This window comes from Streptomyces sp. KL116D, assembly GCF_030766975.1.
Classification (GTDB): domain Bacteria; phylum Actinomycetota; class Actinomycetes; order Streptomycetales; family Streptomycetaceae; genus Streptomyces; species Streptomyces longispororuber_A.
Genome location: NZ_JASERH010000154.1, coordinates 1 through 22,482 on the forward strand (window position 1 = coordinate 1; position 22,482 = coordinate 22,482).

General features: G+C 72.1%; 19 protein-coding genes and 3 pseudogenes. 8 read left to right on the forward strand and 14 right to left on the reverse strand.

Annotated features, from left to right (window positions below):
- The coding region (locus RBJ77_RS60820; RefSeq protein WP_372352766.1) for a hypothetical protein at positions 1 to 257 on the forward strand (257 nt) is incomplete at its 5' end.
- Positions 258 to 264: 7 nt separating this feature from the next.
- On the opposite strand, the gene RBJ77_RS60825 is transcribed toward RBJ77_RS60820, so the two are convergent.
- Complete coding sequence (locus tag RBJ77_RS60825) at positions 265 to 2,424, reverse strand: hypothetical protein (RefSeq protein ID WP_372352767.1); 2,160 nt, start codon at positions 2,422 to 2,424, stop codon at positions 265 to 267.
- Positions 2,425 to 2,509: 85 nt separating this feature from the next.
- On the opposite strand from RBJ77_RS60825, the gene RBJ77_RS60830 reads away from it, so the two are divergent.
- Entirely contained in the window at positions 2,510 to 3,931 is a 1,422-nt protein-coding gene (locus tag RBJ77_RS60830) for a hypothetical protein (RefSeq protein WP_372352768.1), read from the forward strand.
- A 67-nt stretch (positions 3,932 to 3,998) separates the two neighbouring features.
- Here the strand turns inward: RBJ77_RS60830 and RBJ77_RS60835 are convergent, their stop codons facing one another.
- The 4 genes from RBJ77_RS60835 to RBJ77_RS60850 form a co-directional block, all read right to left on the reverse strand.
- Entirely contained in the window at positions 3,999 to 4,487 is a 489-nt protein-coding gene (locus RBJ77_RS60835) for a hypothetical protein (RefSeq protein WP_372352769.1), read from the reverse strand.
- A gap of 367 nt (positions 4,488 to 4,854) precedes the next feature.
- Entirely contained in the window at positions 4,855 to 5,193 is a 339-nt protein-coding gene (locus RBJ77_RS60840; protein ID WP_372352770.1) for a cyclic-phosphate processing receiver domain-containing protein, read from the reverse strand.
- A 252-nt stretch (positions 5,194 to 5,445) separates the two neighbouring features.
- On the reverse strand, positions 5,446 to 6,153 hold the full coding sequence (locus tag RBJ77_RS60845; RefSeq protein ID WP_372352771.1) for a cation diffusion facilitator family transporter: 708 nt from the start codon (positions 6,151 to 6,153) through the stop codon (positions 5,446 to 5,448).
- Positions 6,153 to 6,488, reverse strand: a complete 336-nt coding sequence (locus RBJ77_RS60850) for an ArsR/SmtB family transcription factor (RefSeq protein ID WP_372352772.1) — start codon at positions 6,486 to 6,488, stop codon at positions 6,153 to 6,155. Before RBJ77_RS60850 ends, RBJ77_RS60845 begins: the two co-directional genes overlap by 1 nt.
- 117 nt (positions 6,489 to 6,605) lie before the next feature.
- Here RBJ77_RS60850 and RBJ77_RS60855 point away from each other — a divergent pair, with 117 nt between their 5' ends.
- On the forward strand, positions 6,606 to 7,271 hold the full coding sequence (locus tag RBJ77_RS60855) for a class I SAM-dependent methyltransferase (protein WP_372352773.1): 666 nt from the start codon (positions 6,606 to 6,608) through the stop codon (positions 7,269 to 7,271).
- A 386-nt stretch (positions 7,272 to 7,657) separates the two neighbouring features.
- On the opposite strand, the gene RBJ77_RS60860 is transcribed toward RBJ77_RS60855, so the two are convergent.
- Complete coding sequence (locus tag RBJ77_RS60860; protein WP_372352774.1) at positions 7,658 to 8,317, reverse strand: TetR/AcrR family transcriptional regulator; 660 nt, start codon at positions 8,315 to 8,317, stop codon at positions 7,658 to 7,660.
- An 88-nt stretch (positions 8,318 to 8,405) separates the two neighbouring features.
- Here RBJ77_RS60860 and RBJ77_RS60865 point away from each other — a divergent pair, with 88 nt between their 5' ends.
- Positions 8,406 to 9,584 (forward strand): serine hydrolase domain-containing protein, encoded by a 1,179-nt coding sequence (locus RBJ77_RS60865; RefSeq protein WP_372352775.1) that lies wholly within the window; start codon positions 8,406 to 8,408, stop codon positions 9,582 to 9,584.
- A gap of 4 nt (positions 9,585 to 9,588) precedes the next feature.
- On the opposite strand, the gene RBJ77_RS60870 is transcribed toward RBJ77_RS60865, so the two are convergent.
- Positions 9,589 to 12,429: a P-loop NTPase fold protein gene (locus RBJ77_RS60870; protein WP_372352776.1), complete on the reverse strand. Its 2,841-nt coding sequence runs from the start codon at positions 12,427 to 12,429 to the stop codon at positions 9,589 to 9,591.
- 322 nt (positions 12,430 to 12,751) lie between these two features.
- A pseudogene (locus RBJ77_RS60875) lies at positions 12,752 to 14,120 on the reverse strand (NCS2 family permease).
- 750 nt (positions 14,121 to 14,870) lie between these two features.
- Here RBJ77_RS60875 and RBJ77_RS60880 point away from each other — a divergent pair.
- Positions 14,871 to 15,245 (forward strand): hypothetical protein, encoded by a 375-nt coding sequence (locus RBJ77_RS60880; RefSeq protein ID WP_372352777.1) that lies wholly within the window; start codon positions 14,871 to 14,873, stop codon positions 15,243 to 15,245.
- Between the two features lie 166 nt (positions 15,246 to 15,411).
- Here the strand turns inward: RBJ77_RS60880 and RBJ77_RS60885 are convergent, their stop codons facing one another.
- Positions 15,412 to 15,537, reverse strand: a complete 126-nt coding sequence (locus RBJ77_RS60885; RefSeq protein ID WP_372352834.1) for a hypothetical protein — start codon at positions 15,535 to 15,537, stop codon at positions 15,412 to 15,414.
- Here RBJ77_RS60885 and RBJ77_RS60890 point away from each other — a divergent pair.
- A pseudogene (locus tag RBJ77_RS60890) lies at positions 15,479 to 16,198 on the forward strand (ABC transporter ATP-binding protein). The gene RBJ77_RS60885 and the pseudogene RBJ77_RS60890 overlap by 59 nt on opposite strands.
- A gap of 804 nt (positions 16,199 to 17,002) precedes the next feature.
- Here RBJ77_RS60890 and RBJ77_RS60895 read toward each other — a convergent pair.
- Positions 17,003 to 17,614: a hypothetical protein gene (locus tag RBJ77_RS60895; RefSeq protein WP_372352778.1), complete on the reverse strand. Its 612-nt coding sequence runs from the start codon at positions 17,612 to 17,614 to the stop codon at positions 17,003 to 17,005.
- Positions 17,615 to 17,937: 323 nt separating this feature from the next.
- On the opposite strand from RBJ77_RS60895, the gene RBJ77_RS60900 reads away from it, so the two are divergent.
- Positions 17,938 to 18,738, forward strand: a complete 801-nt coding sequence (locus RBJ77_RS60900; protein WP_372352779.1) for an FtsX-like permease family protein — start codon at positions 17,938 to 17,940, stop codon at positions 18,736 to 18,738.
- A 28-nt stretch (positions 18,739 to 18,766) separates the two neighbouring features.
- On the opposite strand, the gene RBJ77_RS60905 is transcribed toward RBJ77_RS60900, so the two are convergent.
- The 3 genes and pseudogenes from RBJ77_RS60905 to RBJ77_RS60915 all read right to left on the reverse strand — a co-directional run bounded on the left by RBJ77_RS60905 (position 18,767) and on the right by RBJ77_RS60915 (position 20,618).
- Entirely contained in the window at positions 18,767 to 18,958 is a 192-nt protein-coding gene (locus tag RBJ77_RS60905; RefSeq protein ID WP_372352780.1) for a hypothetical protein, read from the reverse strand.
- Positions 18,959 to 18,986: 28 nt separating this feature from the next.
- A complete protein-coding gene (locus RBJ77_RS60910) occupies positions 18,987 to 19,511 on the reverse strand; it encodes a winged helix-turn-helix domain-containing protein (RefSeq protein WP_372352781.1) in 525 nt (174 codons plus the stop codon).
- A gap of 150 nt (positions 19,512 to 19,661) precedes the next feature.
- Positions 19,662 to 20,618: pseudogene (locus RBJ77_RS60915) on the reverse strand (GlxA family transcriptional regulator).
- Between the two features lie 299 nt (positions 20,619 to 20,917).
- Here RBJ77_RS60915 and RBJ77_RS60920 point away from each other — a divergent pair.
- Positions 20,918 to 21,907, forward strand: a complete 990-nt coding sequence (locus RBJ77_RS60920) for an MFS transporter (RefSeq protein WP_372352782.1) — start codon at positions 20,918 to 20,920, stop codon at positions 21,905 to 21,907.
- Between the two features lie 251 nt (positions 21,908 to 22,158).
- On the opposite strand, the gene RBJ77_RS60925 is transcribed toward RBJ77_RS60920, so the two are convergent.
- Complete coding sequence (locus RBJ77_RS60925; protein ID WP_372352783.1) at positions 22,159 to 22,434, reverse strand: hypothetical protein; 276 nt, start codon at positions 22,432 to 22,434, stop codon at positions 22,159 to 22,161.
- Between the last annotated feature and the right edge of the window lie 48 nt (positions 22,435 to 22,482).

Here is a 22,482-nt window from a genome sequence, read left to right on the forward strand (position 1 = left end):
CGGTCGGCGCGGTCGGCGCGGTCGGCGGCGACATCCGGAACGGGCCGCGGGTGGCCGTCATGGCGCGGCCGCCCACGGCGCACAACCGACGACAGCCGCCCGCGGCGCACCTCCGACAACGGGCGCACGGCAGCGACAGCGGCGGCGGCATCAGAGGCAACGGCTGCGGCAACGGCAACGTCCGGTGTGGCGCACGGGGCGCCACCGGCGCGCAGGCGTCGGCCGCGCACGACGTGGCGTCGTGCGAGGTGGGGTGATGGTCCGTCACGGAGTGCACTTCCAGGCTGCCGGCCAGTGGCGGAGGATCTGGGCCAGCTGTTCGTGGGCGGGTCGGTAGACCACGCGGTCGTCCTCGTGGTCAGTGGTGAGATACCCGGCAAGGCGGCTCTTCAGCAGTTGGCGGATCTTCTCGTCGGGGTCACGCAGGGGCGCTTGGAGCACGGCGTGCGTCAGCGCGGGCCACACGTCCCCCCATGCGACCCCGCGCCCCAGCGCGAACGCGCTCGCCCGCAGCAGGCCGACGGCCTCGACCGCGGTCAGGCCGCTGCCCGCGGCGACGGCGAGTTCGATGTCGGTCCTGAGCAGGCCGGTGATGCCGTCGGCGACACGGTCCAGCCAGGCCGGGTCGGTCAGCAGCCGCGGACCCTCGGCGCGCAGCTGCTCGACCGCGAGACGGGCTTGCAGGAACGAGCCGTCGGCGCGGGCGCCGACCTCCAGCGCGGCCCGGGACACGGCCGCCGCGTTCCAGCTCTCCTGGTCGCGCAGGAGGACGTTGACGTAGGCGCGGATGTCCTGGTCGGGTGCGGTGTCGCAGCGCACCGTGCGGGCGTGCGGGAAGCGGTCGGCGAGTTCGGCGAGCAGGTCGGCGGCGGCCGGCCGGGGCGCGCCGTCGTGGGCGGTGGGGCGGGCGCTGCGCACGCCGAGGAGGAGGCGCACCCGGCGGCGCCGGGGGGCAGGCCCCCGCACGGCGGGCGCGGGCACGCCGCCCGTCGCGCGGTCCTCGGGCCGGGTCGCGGAGACGAACGGGGCGAGCGCCGTGGTGATGAAGTGCGTCGGGTCGTACGCCTCGTCGAGGCTGTCCACGACGACGGTGACGGGTGGCCCGGGGCGGGCCAGGAACTCCTCCAACGCGGCCTGCCAGTCGCCGAGTTCGTCGCCGTCGTCGGCCGGACGGCAGCCCAGTGCGCGGCCGATCCTGCGCAGCGCGGACACGGCGGTGTGGTTGCGGGCCGAGACTGCCGCACTGACCGCGTGCGGCGGCGGAATCGTGTCGGGCGGGCTGTCGAGCGCGGTCTTGTAGCGTTCCTCGCCGCGGAAGAGGGGGTCGCTGAGGGTCACCATGCGGCCCAGCAGGGCCGACTTCCCGGTGCCCGCGCCGCCGGTGACGATCATGGCACCGCGGGGGCGCTGGATGAACTCGACCAGGAGCCGGTTGAGTTGGGTGCGGCCGGAGAAGTACCAGCCGCCGTCGGCCTTGTCGAGGCGGCCGCTCGCCTTCTCCAGCCAGTACTCCAGCTCGTCGAAGGTCGCGGCGACGTCGCTGACCTCGGCCAGGGCGACCCGCGGCGCGGGCTCGTAGCCCGGATTGGGCAGGGCACGGGAGCGCTCGTGCTGCCATTGGGTGAGCAGCGGCTGCGGGATGTTGACGCGGGCGGCGGCCCGGCGTGCGCCGCGGCGGCGTACGGGACGCTCGTCCTCCAGGAGCCGGGCGGCGCGGTTGAGCAGCTGGGTGAACTCGCTCATCGTCAGGTGCGGGTGGGCGATCTGCTCGCTGGTGGTGGCCAGCAGATGGGCGCGGGACAGCACCCGGGCGAGCTCCAGGCCGAGGACCTGGCGGCCGCGCTCGGTGGTGGCCAGCACGTTGAGGCGGGCCTCGTCCTTGCGGGCGGGGTCCAGGTCGTCCTGGAGGGTGACGAGTTCGCTCTGCACGGCCGCCGATTCGCACATGTTGAGGATGACCAGGACGTCGTGGGCGTGCGAGTCGAGGGCCGCGTAGGCGAGGCCGGAGGTCGGGACGGCGGTGGTGAGGAGCCGTTCGTCGGAGGTGGTCGGCAGGCGCAGGTAGTGGCGGGCGGACTTGGCGGTCATGCCATGGGCGCTGACGAACAGCACCAGCGGCGTCCCGGCCTCGGCCTCGCGCACGCCGCTGGCCTCCAGGTACGTCTCGACCTCGTGCCGCGTCGACAGCGGGGTGCCGTCCGGGTTCTGCGACATCCGCCAGCCGAACTCGCCGCCGGAGCGGGGCCACCACAGCTCCAGTGCGGCGAGCTGCTGGCGGAGGGCCTCGTCGAAGGCCGGGTCGCCGTCCGGGACGATCAGGCCGACGAGCAGCCCGCGCGGTCCCGTCGACAGCGGCCCGTGCGGCCATTCCAGTGCATCCGGTTCGGCGGCAACCGCCACAACCGGCCCCCGTTGCTCGTGCATCTTGCCTATTGTCCCGTTCATGAGCTCCCAGCGACAGGCTTCCACCTCCCGCTCCGCCTCCGGAGAGGGCGAGTTACCACTGCATGTGACGCAGGACGCGGTCGTCATCGTTCCCGGCATCATGGGCAGCGAACTGCGCGACACGGCGACCGGCGACGTCCTGTGGGGTCTGTCCGGGGCCGGCTGGCTGCTGCGAGCGTGGACCCGGCGCGACGGGCTTGCCGACCTCCGGCTGACCGATGACGAACTGGCCGGGAAGACGGGGCGGGTGACGGCGACGCAGCTGCTGCGGCACGGCACCTGGACGCCGTACCTGCGGGGCCAGGAGCCGTACACCGACCTGGTCGACACCGTGCTGGAACACGTCGCCGACCCCGCGGCGATCCTGCCGTTCCCCTACGACTGGCGGCTGCCGGTCGCCACGAACGGCAAGCTGCTCGCCGAGCGGGCCCGATCGCACCTCACCGCCTGGCGCGAGCACCCGGCCCACCGTGCGGCGCTGGCCCACCGTGCCGACGAGCGGCCCGCCCGGCTGGTGTTCATCGCCCACTCCATGGGCGGGCTCGTCACGCGCAGCGCCCTGGACGGCACGCACTCCGACGACCTGGCCGCCGACACCCGTACCGTCGTCACCCTGGGCACGCCCTTCCACGGCTCGGTGAAGGCCACCGTCATCCTCAACAGCGGCCGTGGCGCGCCGGTTCCGCTGCCGCACGCCAAGTTGCGTGCGCTGTGCGCGACGATGCCGGGCCTGCACGACCTGCTGCCGCTGTACCGCTGTCTGCGCGACGCCGACGACGTACGGCGTCTCTCCCCCGGCGACATCACCGCGCTGGGCGGCCACCCGGACCTGGCCCGTGACTCGCTCGCCTTCCACGAGAGCCAGCGGCACGTGCGGCTGCCGGACCACCGTACGGTCGTCGGCGCCCGTCAACCGACGTGGCAGAGCCTCTCGTTGACGGGTGGTCAGGTCACGCCGTACGGAGCGGGTCCCCGGCCGAACAGTGACGGCACCCTCATCAGAGACGCCGCGGGCCGGGTACGGCACTTCGCGACGCACGGCGACGGCACGGTGTACCGCGACGCGGCCGCCCTCGCGGGCCACGTCTCGACGGTCCCCGTCCAGCACGGCGACCTGGCGCGCGCCGACAGCGCCCTGGACGCGGTCGCCGACATCCTCCTGGAGGACCTGCCGCTCGGCATCCCGCTGGGCGAGCCCGGCTGCGGCCTCGACGTCCCCGACCTCGCGGAGGCGGGCGTCCCCTGGCAGGTCACCGCCGAACACGTCGACTCGCTCCAGGGCCTGACCTGCACACTGACCGACACCGCGACGGGCACGGAGCGGCCGGTCCGCCTCGGCATGCGCGACGGCCGCCCGACGGCCGAGGTGACGGCGGCGACGCCGGGGCTGTACCGGGTCGAGCTGCATACGTACGACCGGTACACGGTGAGCCAGTTGGTGCTGGTGGGCGAGCCGGGGGTGGCGGTGGAGGAGGCGGACGGGTAGGGGTTTGTGGGGAACGGCTTGGTCGTGCGGGCTGCCCTGCCATGACGTGTGTGTGAGAGTGAGGTGGTCAGGCGAGCGTCGACCGGATCCGGTCGATGGCTCGCAGGACCTCGCCTCGGTTCTTTGCACTCTTGATCCAGGTGGGTAGCCGCGCGACGACTGTCATCTTCGTGACCGGCGCATCCCACGGGGCTCTTTCACGCAACGGCGCCTGTACGAACTGCCGGAGCAGCTCCAGGTGTTCCGGGTTGTAGGCCCACAACCAGCCGTGCCGCGTCTCCGCCTGCAACCACAACGGCAGCCCGAAGTAGGGATCTGTGGCTTCACCACTCCCCCGGAAGAGCCGATACCCGCGCCCGGCCGCATCCCGAGTCAGGCCGCACGCCCGACAGACGAGCCGGCGGCACGCGAACACCGAGGGCACCGAGCCATCGGTCGCGGGCACCGCCGGGGCAACGTGTGCGATCCCGGCGCACTTCGGACAGCGCACGAGCACGTGGTCGATGAAGTGGTACTTCGTGTGCCGAGAGTCTCGGCATCGCAAGGGCGGGAGCATGACGCCAGTATGCGATCCGTCCACCAGAGCAACCGAGCTACGGATGCTCGGCTCAAGGGAGAAGCGATGGCTGAGAAGCCAGGTAGACGCAGGCTGTACGGCCTGTGGATCACGGTGATGATCTTTATCTCCGGCAGGGTCACTGTGTGGCCGTTGCTCGACGGGCACCGGTTCGCTCAGGAGGCAGCGGTCTTGGGGCTCATGGTGCTTGCCTACCTGCTTGGGTTCGCGGGCGGAAGCTCACGTGGGAGCACCTCTCCTGGTGGTGGGAACGTCAAACCGACCACGGATGTCTGACAACACCGGCTGACACCAACAGCCACCGCCAGAGGCGGTCAGTGTCGATCCCCGACGACCGACTACCGGGTCAGACCGTTGCCCGCCGGACCGAGTAGCCCCAGCGCGTGAGCGACCTGACGACGGTCTCGGAGCCGATGGGGTTGGCGCTGTGCACGAAGACCGTGCCGATGCGGAAGGGCCGCCCGTTGAAAGCGGCTTCTTCCATGAGGGTCACCACGGGCAAGATGCTGTCGTCGCCGCCGAGGTCGTGGTCCAGCCAGAGTTCGTCGATGACGCTGTCGCGGTGCTCTTGCAGGAGCTCGATGCCTTCGGCGCTGCTTCGCGCGATCAATGTGGTCCAGGGCAGCGGACGGAGATCGTCTATGCCGAGGATGACGGGCGTCAGCACCGCCGACTCTTCTTCCATCCGACCATTGTCGCGGCAGTGCTACGAGTCAACGGGCGCAACCTGTCGAGTGGTGGGGTCGTCCGCAAGGTAGAGGCCGACCCGGGGTGAGACATGGGTCGGCTGCCTCACACTCAGGTCCGTGCCGGGCCCGTGCGGGGTTGGGCGGGGAACCACGGTGAACTGCGGTGCACCGGGCCGTCGGCGTCGAGGGTCGTGAGGCCCCTTCGCCGCAGGTCGGACGGTGGCAGGTGCAACGCGGCCACGAGATGTTCATGAACAGCACGTGCAGCCCGGTCTGCAACCGCAGGCATCCGCTGCCGGGCCGTCCAGGGGAACACCGACGGTGGGTGCGCAGCAGCCCTTGCCCTGCCAGGCGTCGCGGCCTTCCTTGACGACGATGACGGCGATGACGAGGGCGGCGATCGGGTCGGCCCAGGACCAGCCGAGGGTGGCGTTGAGCAGCAGGCCGACCAGGAGGACGGCGGAGAGGTAGGTGCACAGGAGCGTCTGCTTGGAGTCGGCCACCGCGGAGGCGGATCCGAGTTCCCGGCCGGCGCGGCGCTGTACGGCGGACAGGAAGGGCATCACCGCAAGGGACAGGGCGGCGATGACGATGCCGGTGGCCGAGCGTTCCGCCTCGCCGGTGCCGGCCAAGGCACGGATGGCGTCGACGGTGACGTAGGCGGCGAGGGCGAAGAACGAGACGGCGATGATCCGCAGGGTGGTTTTCTCCCGGGCCTCGCGCACGGCGTGATCGCGGGCGGAGAACTGCCAGGCGACCGCGGCGGCGGAGGACACCTCGATCACGGAGTCCAGCCCGAATCCGACCAGGGCCGTCGAGGAGGCGATGCTGCCCGCGGTGAGGGCGACGACCGCCTCGATGACGTTGTAGATGATGGTCGCGGCGACCAGCAGCCGTATGCGGCGGGTGAGCGCGTCGCGGCGGGCCGGGGACGGCCCGAGGGATATCGCGGTCATCAGCAGCAGCCTTCCGTGGCGGCGTCGGGGCAGGTCCTGTCCGACTCGACCGCGACGACCGCGGCGAGCAAGTCGTCCAGTGCATGGCCGAGACGTTCGTCGGCAAGTTCGTAGCGGGTGCGACGTCCGTCCGGGACGGTGACCACGAGACCGCAGTCGCGCAGGCAGGCCAGATGGTTGGACAGCCGGGTCCGGGAGACTTCGAGGGAGTCGGCGAGGTCGGACGGGTAGGCCGCTTTCTGGCGCAGTGCGAGCAGGATCCGGCAGCGGATCGGGTCGGCGAGCGCGCGGCCGAAGCGGGCCAGCACGTCGATGTCGGAGGCAACGGTCAGCACCCCCCGACAGTACAGCTCATCCTGAATTCAGGAAACAGTGGATAGTGGTGTCGAGCGATGCCAGGTGGCGCCGGGCCTACACTCGTCCCGCTGACCAGCGCCGAAAGGACGAAGACCATGGCAGGAGACGCGCACGACCTGGCTGACGCGCAGCAGGCGCACTGGCAGAGCACGTACTCCGCCCATCCGGGCATGTACGGCGAGGCACCCTCCGGGCCGGCATGTCACGCGGCCTCGGTCTTCCGGAAAGCCGACGCCCGGGACGTGCTCGAACTCGGGGCCGGCCACGGTCGCGATGCCCTGTACTTCGCGTCCGAGGGCTTCAGCGTCCACGCCACGGACTTCTCCGCGACCGGCTTGGAGCAGCTGCGCGAGGCCGCCCTCACCCGGGGAATCGCCGGTCAGGTGACCACGTCCGTCCACGATGTCCGCGAGCCTCTGCCACTGCCGGACGATTCCGTCGATGCCGTGTTCGCGCACATGCTGCTGTGCATGGCCCTCTCCACGCGGGAGATCCGGGCCGTCGTCGACGAAGTCGGTCGGGTACTGCGGCCTGGAGGCACCTTCGTCTACACCGTGCGGCACACCGGCGACGCCCACTACGAGACGGGCATCGCGCACGGTGACGACATCTGGGAACAGGGCGGCTTCGCCGTGCACTTCTTCCCACGCGACCTGGTCGACGCCCTCGCCGACGGCTGGGTTCTGGAAGACGTCCATTCCTTCGAGGAGGGCGAACTGCCCCGTCGTCTGTGGCGCGTCACCCAGACGCGACCAGCCTGAGCCGACCGCGCGCCGGGTTCTAACCGCAGGCACTGATACGGAACCTGCCAGGCGTGCTGCACCCGTGCCAGGGCGGGCGGGAAGCCGCGGTGAACGGCGTGCATCGAGTCATCCGCCGAGGGGCCGTCAGGCCACTCCCCCGCAGGCCAGACGCCCAACTCCCCTACATCACGCTGTTTCCCAAGCTCTGGGCACAGGCACGAGCTTCTGTATGCAACTCGCTCAACGTCAGAGTGTCAGACCCTAATGGCACCGTAGGCCGCCAACCACACAGAGGTGAAGTCTCGCCACCCCGACAGCTGAATCGGTAGAGCAAGGGCATGGTCCAAGGGCTGGCGATACCCCGGTCGTCCCAAGTGGCGGCGGCCGGGGTCGTACAGATCTACTCACCCCACCCCGATCGCGGCCTCGATCCCCTCGAGATGCCCGGCCAGGATCTCCTCGAACGCCGCGGAGCGGTCCTCCCCGAGTGGGCGGACCTCGCGCGCGAAGTGGGACAGGGCCGGGAAGCGGTCGGGGTCGGCGCCCAGGACGGCGACGCGGAAGAGTTCCGTGCCCTGTTCGTACTCCTCCGGCGTCATGATGCCCACCCCGGCCTCTGAGGCGATCAGCGAGACGATCAGGACCACGAGACGGTGGTAGCGGCGCGGGATCTCCTCGTCGGGGAGGCCCGACTCCCGCAGGGCTTGCAGGACTTCTTCCATGATGAGGCGGGAGCCGGCGCCGCCCGACGCGTATCGGCCCCAGGCATGGGCGAGTTGGGGTTGTTCGGCGAACGCCGCGCGCACCCGTAGGGCGAGGGCGGTGAGGCGCTGCTTCCAGTCGCCCTCGGGGCGGTAGCCGTCCATGGCCGTCACCAGGACGCGGTCCGCGACCGCCCGCAGCAGCTCCGTCTTGCTGCGGAAGTGCCGGTACAGGCTGGAGGAGTCCGTGCCGAGCGTCGCGGCGAGTTTGCGCACGCTGAACGACTCCGCGTCGCTCGTGCGCAGCAGCTCCGCGGCCGCGTCCAGGATCTCCTCGGTCGTCCAGCGTCTGCGACCTGCCATTTCGCTCCTCTCGCCGGCCTTCAGCCTAGCCCATGCACCCACTTCTGCACCCGATAGTGCACTTGCTGCTGCACGCACCGCGTGCATAATGAGGACATCAGTCTGCCGGGGACTGCCCCGGGCCTACGAGAGGACACCTGTCGTGAGCGACGAACTGAATCCCGCACCACTGGACGCCGCCCTGGAGCGCGTCCACCGCGCCGGAGTTCCGGGCGTGTTCGCCGAGGTGCGCGCCGGTGACCAGGTCTGGAGCGGCGCGGTCGGCGTCGCCGAGACCGGGACCGACCGCCCCGTCACCCCGCGCATGCGCCACCGCATAGGCAGCGTCACCAAGCCGTTCACCGTCGCCGCGGTGCTGCGGCAGTTCGAGGCCGGCACGATCGACCTCGACGCGCCGGTCGGCCGGTACCTGCCGAAGCTGGTGCCCGGTCCGCGCGGCGACGCGATCACCGTCCGGATGCTGGTCAACCACACCAGTGGCCTCGCCGAGTACCTGCCGTACGTCTACCCCTCACTGGAGGGGTTCGCCGAGTTCGACTTCGCGCGGACCGGTCCGCAGAGCCTGGAGGACCACCGGTTCACCCGGTTCGAGCGCACGGAGCTGATCAGGATGGGCGTCGAGGCGCCGCCCGCCGGTGCCCCGGGGAGCACTCCCGGGCTGTACTCCAACACCAACTATCTGCTGCTCGCAGAACTCCTGGCCGAGGTGACGGGGATGCCCGCCGAGGAGTACATCACCCGGGACGTCATCGAGCGCGCCGGGCTGCGCGACACCGTCTTCCCGAGCGGTCCGCGCATCGAGGGACCGCACGCGCGGATGTACGAGTCGTGGTTCGGGAAGCACGAACCACCGCGCGACTACAGCGAGTTCGACATGTCCTTCGTCGGGCCGGCAGGTTCGTTGATATCGACGGTCGCCGACCTGAACCGCTTCTTCGGGCTGCTGCTGGCCGGAGAGATCGTCGGTCCCGCGTCGCTCGCGCAGATGCAGCGCACCGTCAAGGTGGTGTCCCAGGAGGCCAAGGTCATCGACTACGGGCTCGGTCTGTACCCGATGTCGGTGCCCGGCCTGCCCACCTTCTGGGGACACGGCGGCACCGTCTGGGGCGCCGGCACGCTGGCCATGACCCGCGCCGACGGACGGCGGCAACTGGCCGTCGCGGTCAACCTCCAGCGGTGGAACGTCCTCGACTCCGAGGGCAGGCCCCAGGCCCATCCCATCGACGCCGCGCTCGCCTCGCTGTACGAGGTCGCCATGTACGGCTGAGCGTTCAGGCCGTCGGCGCCCCGGGAGCCGGGACGACCACCCGCAACGGCTCGCTCAACGGGACCGGCAGACTCCAGGCGCGGCGGACCCCGTCCAGGAGCGTACGGGCGCTGTGCGGGGAGACGGCGAGTTCCTGCCGGGCCTCCGCCAGCAGGTGCGGGTCCCCGTCGGGGCCGAACGCGGCGGCCGCACGGCGGCGCTCCCCGAAGGCCGGACCGGTGAACACGTCGAGGAAGGTCAGGGCCAGGTAGGCGTACGCGGTGGCCTCGTCGACCAGGCGGACGGCCTCCTCCGGGACACCTGGGGCGGGCGGCAGGGGGTGGAAGGCGAAGGTCTGCAGAGCGTCGGTGAGCCCTCCGTCACGTGCGTCGGCCGCGGAGGCCACGGTCCGCAGCAGGGTGGTCAGACCGCGGAAGCGAGTGAGCACCTCGCTGCTCTGCGCGGACCACTCCTGCTTTCCGAGCAGGATGCGGAACCCGGCCAGGGTGTCGGCGAGTTCCTCGACCACGAGGCGTCGGCAGACGGTCGCCAGTTCGTGGGACTTGGTGTGCGCTTGCATCTCCACGATGCGGCGTGCGTAGCGGATCAGGTCACGAGGGATGCCGCCGGACAGCGCGTGGGCGAGCAGGACGTACGGCTCGGGGATCCCGTCGGCGCGTCGGGCGAGTATCGCCTTCGAGGCCTCCAGCGTGCAGGGCTGCACGTGGAGGACGTCGTCCAGCGAGCTGTCGGTGGCATCGCGGTGCGGAAGGCCGCGGCGGATGAAGGCGGCGCCCACGTCCTCGGCGACGGACAGCAGAAAGTGGACGTGCGGGATGCCGAGCACCGCCTTGATCTCGCCCAGGAACTCGAGCGCCCGGGTGTCGGTGCCGAGACGGTCGAGCTCGTCGACCGCGATCACGACACGCTTCTCCTTCTCGTCCGCGTCCAGAGCGATGCGCGCGAGGAGGTCCCTGAAGTCCTCGACCAGTTCGGGGAAGCGGGGTGGCACGGAGGTGACCGCGGCGGCGTGCGAACTGCCGAGGGAGACCATGGGGGCGACGGTTCCCGACAGGGTCGTGGTCATCGTCTGCACCGTCTGCAGCCGCATGAGTTGGGTCCGGCACTCCTGCACCAGGTCCGGCACCCGGGCCGGCGGGCGGAGCCGGACCCGAAGCCTGATGAGGGCCCAGCCCAGGGCGAAGAGGGCCGACCGGGGCAGGTTCTCGGCGTCGAGCACGATGGCGCGGGTGTGCTCGTTGTTCCACAGGAGCACGAGAGGCACGACGATGCCCGGGATCCCCGTGACGACGGTGATCAGAACAGCGGTCCAGCCTTTCGAGCCGCGCCAGCCCTCGGGCGTGACGGCCTTGCACTTCCCGTACCAGTGCATGGACACCAGGAGCGGTATGAAGCTCACCACCAGCGCGGCCAACGGGTCGCCTCCCGGCTGGCCCTTCTCGTTCTTGGGTCCGCTGGCCACGAAGTCCGACCAGTGCCGGGCGATGCCGGGGTCGGTCAGGAGGTCGTAGACGCTCCACAGCATGAGGGCACTGCCGACGAAGACGCAGACGGCGTTCCACAGCACCCGGATCCCAGGACCGAGCCAGGGCACCCTGCTGAGCCGGAACAGCAGGAAGGCGGCGAGGAGCGTCAGGAGCGCGGCAGTCGGCCGGCCTCCGGCCCAGGAGTTCTCGACTGCCTCCCGGACCACGCCTGTCGCGTCCTCGGCCCGGTGGACGAGAACGCCCTCGTTCCAGTTCTGCAGAGCCCGCACACCGGGCGCCACCCCGAAGATCGCCAGCACCGCCGCGAGGAACAGCGTCGCCGTACGTCCCAGCAGGCGGCGGGACGTGCCGGTGGCGGTGCGCAGCGCCCGGCGGAACCTGGACAGGTCGTCGTAGCGGGGAGTCTCGTGGCCGCGCCAGACGATGTACCGCTCGCAGACGGTGGTGAACAGCAGGAGCAGGAAGTCGTGCGCCACGTAGCCCGCCGGCGCCTGGACCAGGACCGAGAAGTCGTCGGTGCGGGCGATGCTGCTCAGCAGGGTCGACTTGCCGGCGCCGCGGGGGCCGCTGACTGCGACCGTACCGCCCTGCAACTGGTCGAGTTTCGTCTCCAGGCGCTTCATGGAGTCGACCTGGACGACGAGTTCGGCGGCGTGCCCCTGGCTCAGGCCGGCGGGATCCAGGGGGATCCACACCGCGTCCGGGTCGGCACCGAGCAGCTCCGAGATCGCGTTGTGGACGTCCGGCGTGAGATCCGACTGCCCGAACTCGCGTTTCCAGCATTCGAGTTGAACGTCCCGCAGCAGCAGGACCGGAGTCTGGGCCACCAGGCAGCTTGCCGCGTCGCGCATGAGCACCAGCCCTTCGCGGGACGCCGGATGCTGTGCCACCGTGACGCCGAGGACGCCGGTGCCCGCCAGCAATCCGATGCCGACCCAGCCCGGCAGTTGTCCCACGGCGAGGCCGGCCACGATGGCGGTGCCCACGCCGAGGATGACAGGGCGGGCCGGGTCGCCGTGCCGCTCACGGACCCCCGGGTCCGTCCGCCACAGGCCGATCGCACCGAGGAGCACCACGCTGAGGAGCAGGAACAGTCCCGTTGGGCTGTGGCCCAGGACGAAGAGGCCCAGGAACACGGCACACACGACCAGCCCGCGCAGTCGGCGGGTTCCGACCCGCCACCAGGGCGCAGGCAGCTGGCCGCGGCTCCGCTCCCGCCGCTCGCGGCGCAACCAGCGTCTGGCGCGCACGACCGGGCGGTGCAGTCGCAGGGCGACGGCCTCCGTGCGGCGGGCGGCGACCAAGAAGCGCCGGCGCTGTCGCAGTGCCCGTGCGATGCGCGCGGGATCGGTGGTCATGACGTGGTGGACGGCCGCTCTGGTGACGGTGGGCCGCATCGCCGATGCGCGACCGCGCCTCGGGTCCGTCGAGGGCCTTCTCCAGGACGTCCACGTACACGTCCGTTCCCGGGACGACCGCAGCCCCAGCGAGTCCCCAGCCCCTCGGCCTCGGTCACGGCGGCCCTCCCTTGCGTTGCCCGGATGCTCCGAACTCCATTGGAGCGGAAGGGCGTTCGGGACAGGAGGGTTCTCCGGGAAACGGCGCCCCGGGCGCCCCCGCGTGATCCGCGGAGGGCGTCCGGGGCACCGATCAGTTCACCTCAGGTGAGCTCAGGTCTCGTCACTTCACGCCGAGCAGCTGCTCGACCGGGTCGATGCCGAAGTAGACGAGGAAGAGCACCGACACGCCCCACAGCAGCCAGTGCACCTCGCGGGCCCGGCCCAGTGCCGTCTTGATGATGACGTAGGCGAGGAAGCCGGCGCCGATGCCGTTGGTGATGGAGTACGTGAACGGCATGACGGCGATGGTCAGGAACGCCGGGATCGCGATGTCGTAGCGGTCCCAGTCGATGTGCTTGACCTGCGTCATCATCAGGAAGCCGACCGCGACGAGGGCGGGGGCGGCGGCCTGCAGCGGGACGATGGTCAGCAGCGGGGCCATGAAGAGGGCGAGCGCGAAGAGGCCGCCGGTGAAGAGGTTGGCGAAGCCGGTGCGGGCGCCTTCGCCGACGCCTGCCGCCGACTCGATGTAGGTGGTCGCCGAGGAGGCCGACGCCGCGCCGCCCGCGACCGCGGCCGCGCCGTCGATGAGGAGCACCCGGCCCAGCTGGGACCTGGCCGTCCTCGTCGAGGAGGCCCGCCTCGGCGGTGACGCCGACGACCGTGCCCATCGTGTCGAAGAAGTCGGACAGGATGAGGGTGAAGACCAGCAGCAGGACGGTGACGACACTGACCTGCCCGAAGGCGCCGAACAGGTCGAAGTTCCCGAGGAGTCCGAAGTCGGGGGTGTCGACGAGGGTGTCGGGCAGCGACGGCGTGGTCAGGCCCCACGTCTTGATGTCGGCGGCCTTGTTGAGGACGACGGCGACGAGCGTCATCGTGACGATGCTGATGAGGATCGCGCCCTTGACCTTGCGGGCGAGGAGCACGACGGTCAGCACCAGGCCGAGGCAGAAGACCAGCATCGGCCAGCCGGTGAGGCTGCCGGTGCCGAGCTGGACGGGCACGGTGGTGTTCGCGACGTCGGGGATGCGGGTGACGAAGCCGGCGTCGACGAAGCCCTGATGAACGCGATGAACAGGCCGATGCCGACGCTGATCGCTTGTTTGAGCGGCTGCGGATGGCGTGCATGACCGCTTCGCGCAGGCCCGTCACCACCAGGGCGCAGATGATGAGGCCTTCCAGGACGATGAGTCCCATCGCGTCGTCCCACGTCATCAGCGGGGCGAGCTGGTAGGCGACGACGGCGTTGAGCGCCGAGACCGGCGGCCAGGGCCAGCGGCAGGTTGCCGCCGACGCCCATGATGACGGTCATCACGGCGGCCACCAGGGCGGTGGCGGTGACCAGTTGCCGGGTCGAGCTTGGCGCCGGTCATGTCCTTGGCGCCGCTGAGGATGATCGGGTTGAGCACGAGGATGTACGCCATCGTGAAGAAGGTGGCGAGTCCACCCCGGATCTCACGGCCGTACGTCGATCCGCGCTCGCTGATCTTGAAGTACCGGTCGACCGGGCCCTAGGGCGTCTGCCGGGTGTGCGGGTGTGCCGGGCGGATGGGGGGCGTCGTGCACCGCGCCCGTCGCGCTGCTCTTCATCAAGTCTCCAGGATCGTGCGCGTCGCGCCGGGGGTGCGGGGACGCGTGGGGAAGCGGACGGACATTCGCGGGCGGAAGGGCAGGGATTGGACGATCTGCCGACTCCGCCGTCGGCGAGGCGATGCACGAACGCACATGCGGACGCGGTGGATCTTATGGCGACACGCTCCGCTCGACAGCCCTGCAAGAGCTCAACTGCCAATGGTTGCAAGGATGCTATGGAGATCGCGTGGCGCTGCGGAGCATTCCGGATGTTCGGGACCGATCACTCACTCGGATGTTTCGACGAAACGTGTGCCTTGATCAACGCACCGTAGCCAGAACGGAGTTCGGCACGTATCATCCAGCCCCGTGCCTGGTCCCCCTCTTATGACGCGCCCCGCCCTTCGATGCCGCCGCCGCGCGCCGCGTCCGCGAGTCCCTCGGCATGGCGGCCATGTCGCGCATCGGCATGCAGGCGTCCTACGGGTCGCGTCACATCACCCCGACACCATCGCGGCCTGGGAGCGCGGCATCGCCTCCCCAGCCCGTCCGAACTCTCCGCCCTGGCAGCCGTGTTGCGGTGCGAGCCCACCCGTAGCTGACCGGCACGCCGCGCTCGCTGCGCGAGTCTCCGGCTGACTCCGCGGCGTACGCGTCTCGCCGACGTGGCCCGCGCGATCGGCATGGACCCGGCCTCGTACGAGCAGGCCGAGCGGACCGGCAAGTGGACCGGCGACGCCCGCCAGTCCGCCGCCCTGGCCTCCGTGCTCTCGCTCTCCGCCCGCGACCGGCTCACCGCCACCGGCCACGACGACCGGCTCGCCGAACTGCGCGGGAGGCGGCCGAGACCCGCTGGCAGGCCCACATCCGCCGTCGCGAAGCTCACCGGCATCGACAAGCGCACGCTGGAGGAGCCGCTGCGCACGATGCACCAGGAGTACCAGCGCCTGATCGCGGCGACCCTCAGCCGGGCCGGCGGCTCGGCGGCATCGGGCGAGCAGGGGCGGGTCTATCTCGACCAGGTCCTGGACCACTTCTGAGCCGGCTGCCCGGAATCTGAGCGCGCCGCACTGGCTGCCGGGGCGCGGGTCCACCGACCGGTGGACCCCAGGTTCCACCGGTCGCCGCTGCCGCCGCACCGCCTCCTCCGACCAGCATGGTCGCCATGAGGAAACCAGGGCGGGCGCCGGTGAACGGCACACAGGATCAGCAGGCCGGGCCGGTTGTCCGGCTCGACCGCGTCAGCAGGGTGTACGGCGGGGCGAAGAACCGGGTGACGGCGCTCGACGACGTCAGCATCGGCCTGGAGCGGGGCACCTTCACCGCCCTCATGGGGCCCTCCGTCGGGCAAGTCGACGTTCCTGCACTGCGCGGCGGGCCTCGACCGGCCGACGTCGGGCGCGGTGCACCTGGACGGCGTGGATCTCGGCGGGCTGCGGGAGCGCGCTCCCGACGAGGTTCCGGGACGCGAGCGCATCGGGTTCGTCTTCCAGGCGTTCAACCTGCTGCCCGCGCTGAGCGTGGTGGACAACGTGACGCTGCCGCTGCGGCTGGCCGGCACCCGCCCCGCGAAGGGCGTCGTCGACGAGGTGCTGGAGCGGGTCGGTCTGGCCGGCCGGCGGCGCAGCCGCCCCGGTGAGCTCTCCGGCGGCCAGCAGCAGCGCGTCGCCCTCGCCCGGGCGCTGGTCACGCGGCCCGCGGTGGTCTTCGGCGACGAGCCGACGGGCGCCCTGGACACCCGGACCGCCGCCGAAGTCCTCACACTGCTGCGGCCGTCGGTGGACGAGGCGGGGCAGACCCTCGTGATGGTCACGCACGACCCGCTGGCCGCCGCGCGACGCGGACCGGGTCGTCTTCCTCGCCGACGGCAGGCTGATCGGCGCCCTGGAGCGGCCGACCGTCAGAGCAGATCACCCGGCAGATGCAGGAACTGGGCACCTGGGGCGACCCGTTCGCGCCGCGGCCGACGACCGGGCTCGGGGTGCGCCGATGATCAGGCTCGCGCTGCGCACGCTGCGCTTCCCGCAAGGGCGGCTTCGTCGCCCTCGTTCGTGGCGCTGTTCCTCGGCGCCGTCATCGTGATCGGTTCCGGCGGACTCTGGAGACCGGCATCCACAACGCGGCGCCGCCGCACCGGCTGGCCGCCGCACCGGTCGTCGTCACCGGCGACCAGCGGTACGCGCGTACACGCAGGCCGAGCTCGTCTTCCCCGAACGGCTGCGCGCGTGGACGCCGAGTTGGCCGACCGGATCGCGAAGCTCGGGCGTGGGGTCGGCCGTCCAGGACCTGCCGTTCCCGGCGGCCCTGGCCGAAGGCGGCAGGGTCACCGGCCACAACTGGTCCGCCGCCAGGCTCTCCCTCGTGCGCGCTCACCGACGGCACCGCACCGGCCGGCGACGGGCAGATCGTGCTCGGCGAGGGCGCTCGCGGAGCGTGCGGGACTGAAGCCGGGCGAGCGAGTCCGGCTCCTGGCCCACGGCGCCGCGAAGACCTACCGGGTCTCGGGCCTGGCCTGCAGGGCCCGAGGGCGAAGACTACGGGGACGTGTTCCTCGCGGACGCCGAGGCCGCCCGCGCCGCGTGACTGCGTCGGCGAGGTCGACTCCATCGGTGTGTTCCCGGCCTCCGGCGCCGACCCGCGACAGGTGGCCGACGCCGTCCGCGCGGCCGTCGACGGCGCCCAGGTCACCGTGCTGACCGGGGACGACCGCGGTCGCGCCGAGGACCCGGACGTGGTGGCCGACGGCGGTGATCTGATCCCGCGCTGGCCGCCGCGTTCGGCGGACTGTCGGCGATGGTCACCGTGTTCGTGGTGGCCGGCACTGCTCGGGCTCAGCGTCCAGCAACGGCAGCGCGAGATGGCCCTGCTGCGGACGGTGGGCGCGACTCCGGGGCAGCTGCGCCGGCTCGTGCTCGGCGAGACCCTGATTCCTCGCGGTGGTCGCCACCGGGCTCGCGGCGCTGCCGGGGCAGTGGTTCGGGCGGTGGCTGCTGGGGGCGTTCGCGGACGCGGGCGTCGTACCGGGGTCGATCGCGTACCGGGCGGGGTCCGTGCCCGTGATCGTCGGGATCGGCACGGCGCTGCCGACGGCCGTCGGTTCGGCGTACATCGCGGCGCAGGCGGCGGCCCGCACCCGGCCGACCGAGGCGCTGGCGGAGGCGACGCTGCGGCGCCGCTGGTTCAGCGCGTTCCGGCTGGTCGCCGGGCTGGTGTGTCTGGCCGCGCGCGGCGCTCGCCTGGGGACGGCCGGTTCGGCGGGGCCGGACGCGGCGGGTGTGGCGACTCCGGCGGCGATGGTGTGGGCGGCGGCGTTCGCTGCTGGGGCCCGTGGTCGTCCGGGGTCTGAGTGGCCGTGCTGCGCCGGCCGGTCGGCCGGGTGTCGGGGCTGGCGGGCGAGCTGGCCGCGCACAACGCCCGGGCGCGCACCGCCCGGCTCGCCTCCGCGGTCATCGCCGGTGATGCTGGCCGGCGGACTCGCGCTCGGACTGATCTACATGCAGACGACCCAGTCGGACGGAGCGAAGCGGGCGTTCGACGAGAACCTGCGCGCCGACGTCGTGCTGACATCGGCCTCCGGCGGACTCCCGCTCGGCCGTGAGTCGACACCGTCCGCGCGCAGCCCGGGGTGGCGGCGGCCTCCGCGCAGATCCCCACGACCGGCTACCTCGAACCCGACGAACCGCTGCGCCCGAGCGAGGCGAGGACACCGGCCCGCAGCCGACCGAGGTGTCGGTGCAGGGCGTCACGGCGCGCGGCCTGGACCGCACCACGGCGTACCGGGCGGCGAGCGGCAGCCTGTCGGCGCTGACCGGCGACTCCGTGGCGCTGCCCACCGCGTACGCGAAGGACCACCGGCTCGGCGACCTGGTCCCGATGCGGCTCGGGGACGGTACGCGGGTCAAGCTGCGGCTGGTCGCCACGGTGGACGGGCGGCGCGGTTACGAGACGGCGCTCGTCCCTGCGGCACTCCTGATCGGACACACCGACGGCGGGCTCGTGCCGCAGATCATGGTACGATGCGGCGGCCGGCACCGACGTCTCCCAACTCACTTCCTCCCTCGGCAAGTTGACGAAGGCTCATCCGGGCTCCTGGTGTCCGGCAAGGAAGTCCTGGAGGCGGCGCAGGCCGACGCGGACGACACGCAGGCGTGGATGGCCTACCTGGTCCTGGGCGTCGTCGTGGGCTACGCGACGCTCGCCCTGGTCAACACGCAGGTGCTTGCCACGGCCGAGCGGCGCAGGGAGTTCATGCTGCAACGGCTCGTCGGGGCCACCCGTCGTCAGGTCCTGCAGATGATGACGGTCGAGGCGTCGCTGGTGGCGCTGGCCGGGATCCTGCTCGGGCTGCTGGTCGCGGCGGCGACGCTGGTACCGCTGAGCATCAGTGTGCTGGGCACCGCGCTGCCCGGCGGCTCCCCCTGGATCCTGGTCGCGGTGGTGGCCGGGGCGGCGGCCCTGACCCTGACGACGACGCTGGTCGCGGCGGGGGTGGTGCTGCAGCGGCCCGGGGACCTGGCCGGCGTCAAGGAGTAGCGCGCGCAGGCAGGAGGAGTGGCCCCCGTCATGCCAGGGCGGGGGCCGTCCGTGGTGCGGAGGAGGCCAGGCGCAGGCCCACCTCGACCAGGGTCCAGCCGAGGCGGGCGCGCAGGCCGTACCGGTGGCGGGCGGCGCGGGCGCGGCGGTGGGTATCGGCCTCCGTACGCAGGTCGGCGGCCCGGATGCGGTGCAGGGCGAGGCTGGTCTCGGGGTGCATCGTGGGCCTCTCCATCGGTTCCATCGGCTCAATCGGTTCCATCGGTTCCATCGGTGGAGACCGGCATGACGTGTGTGTGGATGCGGACCTGCTCGACGCCCGGGGTGTCCGCGGCAGGCGCCAACTCCTGATAACTCTCAGGAGTTGATGCATCTTGCCGACGAGTTCGCGGGCGAGCCCGGGCGTGAGGCTCAGCGTCCAGTCGCTCAGGTCCGACGACCGGAGCCACTCCTCGCCACTCGTCGCGGGTGCCGAGCCAGGCGGCCAGCTCACGGGCGTGCTGGCCGGCGGCCTCGTGCAGGAACAGGTCGGCGGCGCCCCGGACTTCGGGGTCGCGGTCCTTGAGGAGTGCCTCGTCGAAGCGCACGCCCTGGTGGACGGCCTTCCACCACCGCTCGCGCGCCGTGCCGCGCCCGGGCGCGTCCTCGACGAAGCCGTGCGCGGCGAGCTGGCGCAGGTGATAGCTGGTGGCGCCGCTGGACTCGCCCAGTTTCGCGGCCAGTCGGGAGGCGGTGGCCGGTCCTTCACGGCGCAGCGCGTTCAGCAGCCGCATCCGCAAGGGGTGCGCGAGTCCGCGCAGCGAGCGCGGGCGTCGAGGCTGTGGATCTGCTGCTCCGTGGGCTCGTCCATGCATGCAAAGGTAGCGTGTTGCAAAGAAAGCGTTGCAACGCTTTCTTTGCATCTTGTCCATCGATGAGGAACGTCAGACCGCCGACGGAGACCGACTGGTGCGGAACGCCCGTCGGTAAGCGGCGGGTGTGGTGCGCAGGGCCTCGTGGAAGCGGCGGCGGAGGTTGACCGCGGAGGAGAGGCCCACCCGGTGCGCGATGGTCTCCACCGGGAGGTCGGTCTCCTCCAGCAGGGCGCGGGTCGCGGCGCGATGCGGCGGTCCAGGAGCCAGCGGCCGGGACTGACGCCGAGCTGGTCGGTGAAGCGGCGGGTGAGGGTGCGGGCCGACACCTGCGCCCGACTCGCCAGTGTCGGCGACGCTGGTCGGCTGGTCGAGGCGGTCCGTCAGCCAGTCGAGGAGCGGCGCCAGGCTTTCCGGGGCCGGTCCCGCGGCGGGCAGTTCGGCGTACTGGAGCTGGCAGCCCTCGCGGTGCGGCGGCATCACCAGCCGGCGGGCGACGCGCAGCGCGTGGGCGGCGCCCGGTCGCGGCTGACCAGGTGCAGGCAGAGGTCGATGGCGGCGGCCGATCCGGCGCTGGTGGCGACGTCGCCGTGGTCGACGTAGAGGACCGCGCGGGGTCGACCTGGACCCGCGGGAAGCGGGCGACCAGTTCGGCGGCGTCGGCCCAGTGGGTGGCGGCCCGGCGGCCTTCGAGGAGTCCGGCGGCGGCGAGGACGTTGGTGCCCGAGCAGAGGCCGACGACGCGGGCGCCGCGACGGTGGGCACGGCGGATGGCGTCGAGGACGGCGGGCGAGGGCTCGGCACCGGCGGGCTCCGCCAGCCGGGGATCAGGACGGTGTCGGCGCGGTCGAGTGCGTCCAGGCCGTCGGAGATCAGCATGTCGTAGCCGGCCAAGGTGCGGACGGGGCCGGGGTGTTCGGTGCAGGTGCCGAACGTGTAGCGGGCGGGGATCGTGGGGCCGTGGTCGCCGAAGACCTCGGTCGCGCAGGCCAGCGGGAAGGTCGACTGCGGGGGCCGCAGAAGGGCCACGACCCGGTGCGGGGCCGGGGAACCGACGTGGACCGGGGCGTGGGCCGGGTGTCATGGCCGGAAAGTACCTCATCGTGTCGTTCGGGACACTGGGATCACGGTATTGGTCCAGTCCAATATCTCTACGGTGACCACCTCGCAGACGCAAGCCCCTGGCACCGAGCCCCACCCGCCCCTCGCCCGGCCCCCGTTGTGGGACCGGCGCTTCACGCTCTACTTCACCGCCCGCGCGGTCTCGCTGCTCGGCGACGCGATGATGCCGGTCGCCGCCGCGCTCGCGGTCGGCGCGCTGTACGAGGGTGTCCGGGGTCGGTCTCGTGCTCGGCGTGTGGACCGGGACGTTCGTGCTGCTCGTGCTGTTCGGCGGGGTGTTCGCCGACCGGTTCGGGGCGCGCCGGATGATGGTCGGCGCCGACCTCGTACGGGTGCTCACCCAGGGCGTGCTGGCCGTCGCGTTCTTCGCCGGGACGCCGCCGTTCTGGCTGCTGGTGTCCATGGCGGCGGTGGCCGGCGCGGCCGTCGCGATGTTCCTGCCGGGCGTGAACGGCATGGTGCCGCTGGTGGCGAGCGAGCCGCAGCGGGCCAACGCCACGCTCAAGGTCGCCGACGCGCTCGCCCATCTGCTCGGCCCGGCCCTCGCGGGGCTGCTGATCGCGGTGACCAGCGCCGGCACGGTGTACGCGATCGACGCCGGGACCTTCCTCCTCAGCGCCCGTGCCTGGCGCACTCGTCCGGCTCGCGCCCGGCGCCGCCAGACTCCCGCACGCACCGGAGTTCGCTGCGCCGCGAACTGCGCCAGTGGCGGGAGTCCGGCCCGCACCTGGATGTGGGCGGTGATCCGACCTGGGTGGTCTCACGGCGTGCCGGTCTCGCCGCTGGTGCCGCTCACCTCGGCGCTGATCGGCGAGCGGCTCGGCCCGAACGCCTCACGGTCTGGCCGTGTCCTTCCTCGGCGTCGCCACGGTGCTCGGCGGGCTGCTGGCGAGCTGCGCGTGCGCCCGGCGCGGCCGCTGGCCGCCGGTGCGGTGGCGATGGCGCTGTTCACCCTGCCGCCGGTGAGCGTGGCGGTGGGCTCCGGGATGCCGGTACTGCTCGTGGGGCACGTGCTCGGGGGCGGGGCGATGGCGTTCTGGTCGGTGATGTGGGCGACCAGCGTGCAGACCCACACGCCGCCCGAGGTGCTCAACCGGGTCTCCGCGTACGAGCTGGCGGGGTCGGTGTCCGGCATCGCCGTCGGCCAGATCCTGGCCGGTCCTGCCACCGGACTCGCCTCCCCGCCCGGCTGTTGACGGTGTCGGCGGGGGTCCGTCTGGCCGGCTGCGTGGCACCGTTCGCCGTCCCGGCGATCCGACGCTGCGCCGGGCGGCGGTACCGGACGGGGAGCGAGGCCACCGCGTACGGTGCCGCAGTCAGCAAGCGCCGGTCAGCAGGCGGAGTTCAGCGCGCGACCTTCCCGGCGAAACAGCGGAACAGGGCACGCCCCGACCAGTTCCCGGCCGCGGTCTCGTCAACAGCGCGACGACCAGCGTCAGCGCGATCGTCACGGCCGCCGAGGCGGGCAGCGCGGCGAGGCCCGCGGTGGTGCGCGCGGTCCCGCCGATCGTGTCGCCGGCCAGGGCCCGCACGGCGAGCGGCGCAGCCCAGGACACCGGCCGAACAGCACCAGCAGGGCCGTGGTGCGCAGTCGGCCCGTGCGGTGCCACGCGGTGACGGCGCCGGTGGCGAGGCCCGCGGCGAACGGCAGGAACCACAGGTCCGCCCAGGCGCCGAGCGCCACGGCCACGACGCCCGCCGCGATCACTGCCGGAACGAGCAACTGCGGCCTGCCGAATGTCCGTTGGGCGGTGTCGGCCGTCTCCCGGCG

Bases quoted from the DNA above. Each gene is read 5' to 3' on its own strand.
- RBJ77_RS60825 (WP_372352767.1), bottom strand. From the start codon at position 2,424: ATGCACGAGCAACGGGGGCCGGTTGTGGCGGTTGCCGCCGAACCGGAT.
- RBJ77_RS60835 (WP_372352769.1), bottom strand. From the start codon at position 4,487: ATGCTCCCGCCCTTGCGATGCCGAGACTCTCGGCACACGAAGTACCAC.
- RBJ77_RS60840 (WP_372352770.1), bottom strand. From the start codon at position 5,193: ATGGAAGAAGAGTCGGCGGTGCTGACGCCCGTCATCCTCGGCATAGAC.
- RBJ77_RS60845 (WP_372352771.1), bottom strand. From the start codon at position 6,153: ATGACCGCGATATCCCTCGGGCCGTCCCCGGCCCGCCGCGACGCGCTC.
- RBJ77_RS60855 (WP_372352773.1), top strand. From the start codon at position 6,606: ATGGCAGGAGACGCGCACGACCTGGCTGACGCGCAGCAGGCGCACTGG.
- RBJ77_RS60860 (WP_372352774.1), bottom strand. From the start codon at position 8,317: ATGGCAGGTCGCAGACGCTGGACGACCGAGGAGATCCTGGACGCGGCC.
- RBJ77_RS60865 (WP_372352775.1), top strand. From the start codon at position 8,406: ATGAGGACATCAGTCTGCCGGGGACTGCCCCGGGCCTACGAGAGGACA.
- RBJ77_RS60870 (WP_372352776.1), bottom strand. From the start codon at position 12,429: ATGACCACCGATCCCGCGCGCATCGCACGGGCACTGCGACAGCGCCGG.
- RBJ77_RS60885 (WP_372352834.1), bottom strand. From the start codon at position 15,537: ATGAGGGCGGTGAAGGTGCCCCGCTCCAGGCCGATGCTGACGTCGTCG.
- RBJ77_RS60905 (WP_372352780.1), bottom strand. From the start codon at position 18,958: ATGCACCCCGAGACCAGCCTCGCCCTGCACCGCATCCGGGCCGCCGAC.
- RBJ77_RS60910 (WP_372352781.1), bottom strand. From the start codon at position 19,511: ATGCGGCTGCTGAACGCGCTGCGCCGTGAAGGACCGGCCACCGCCTCC.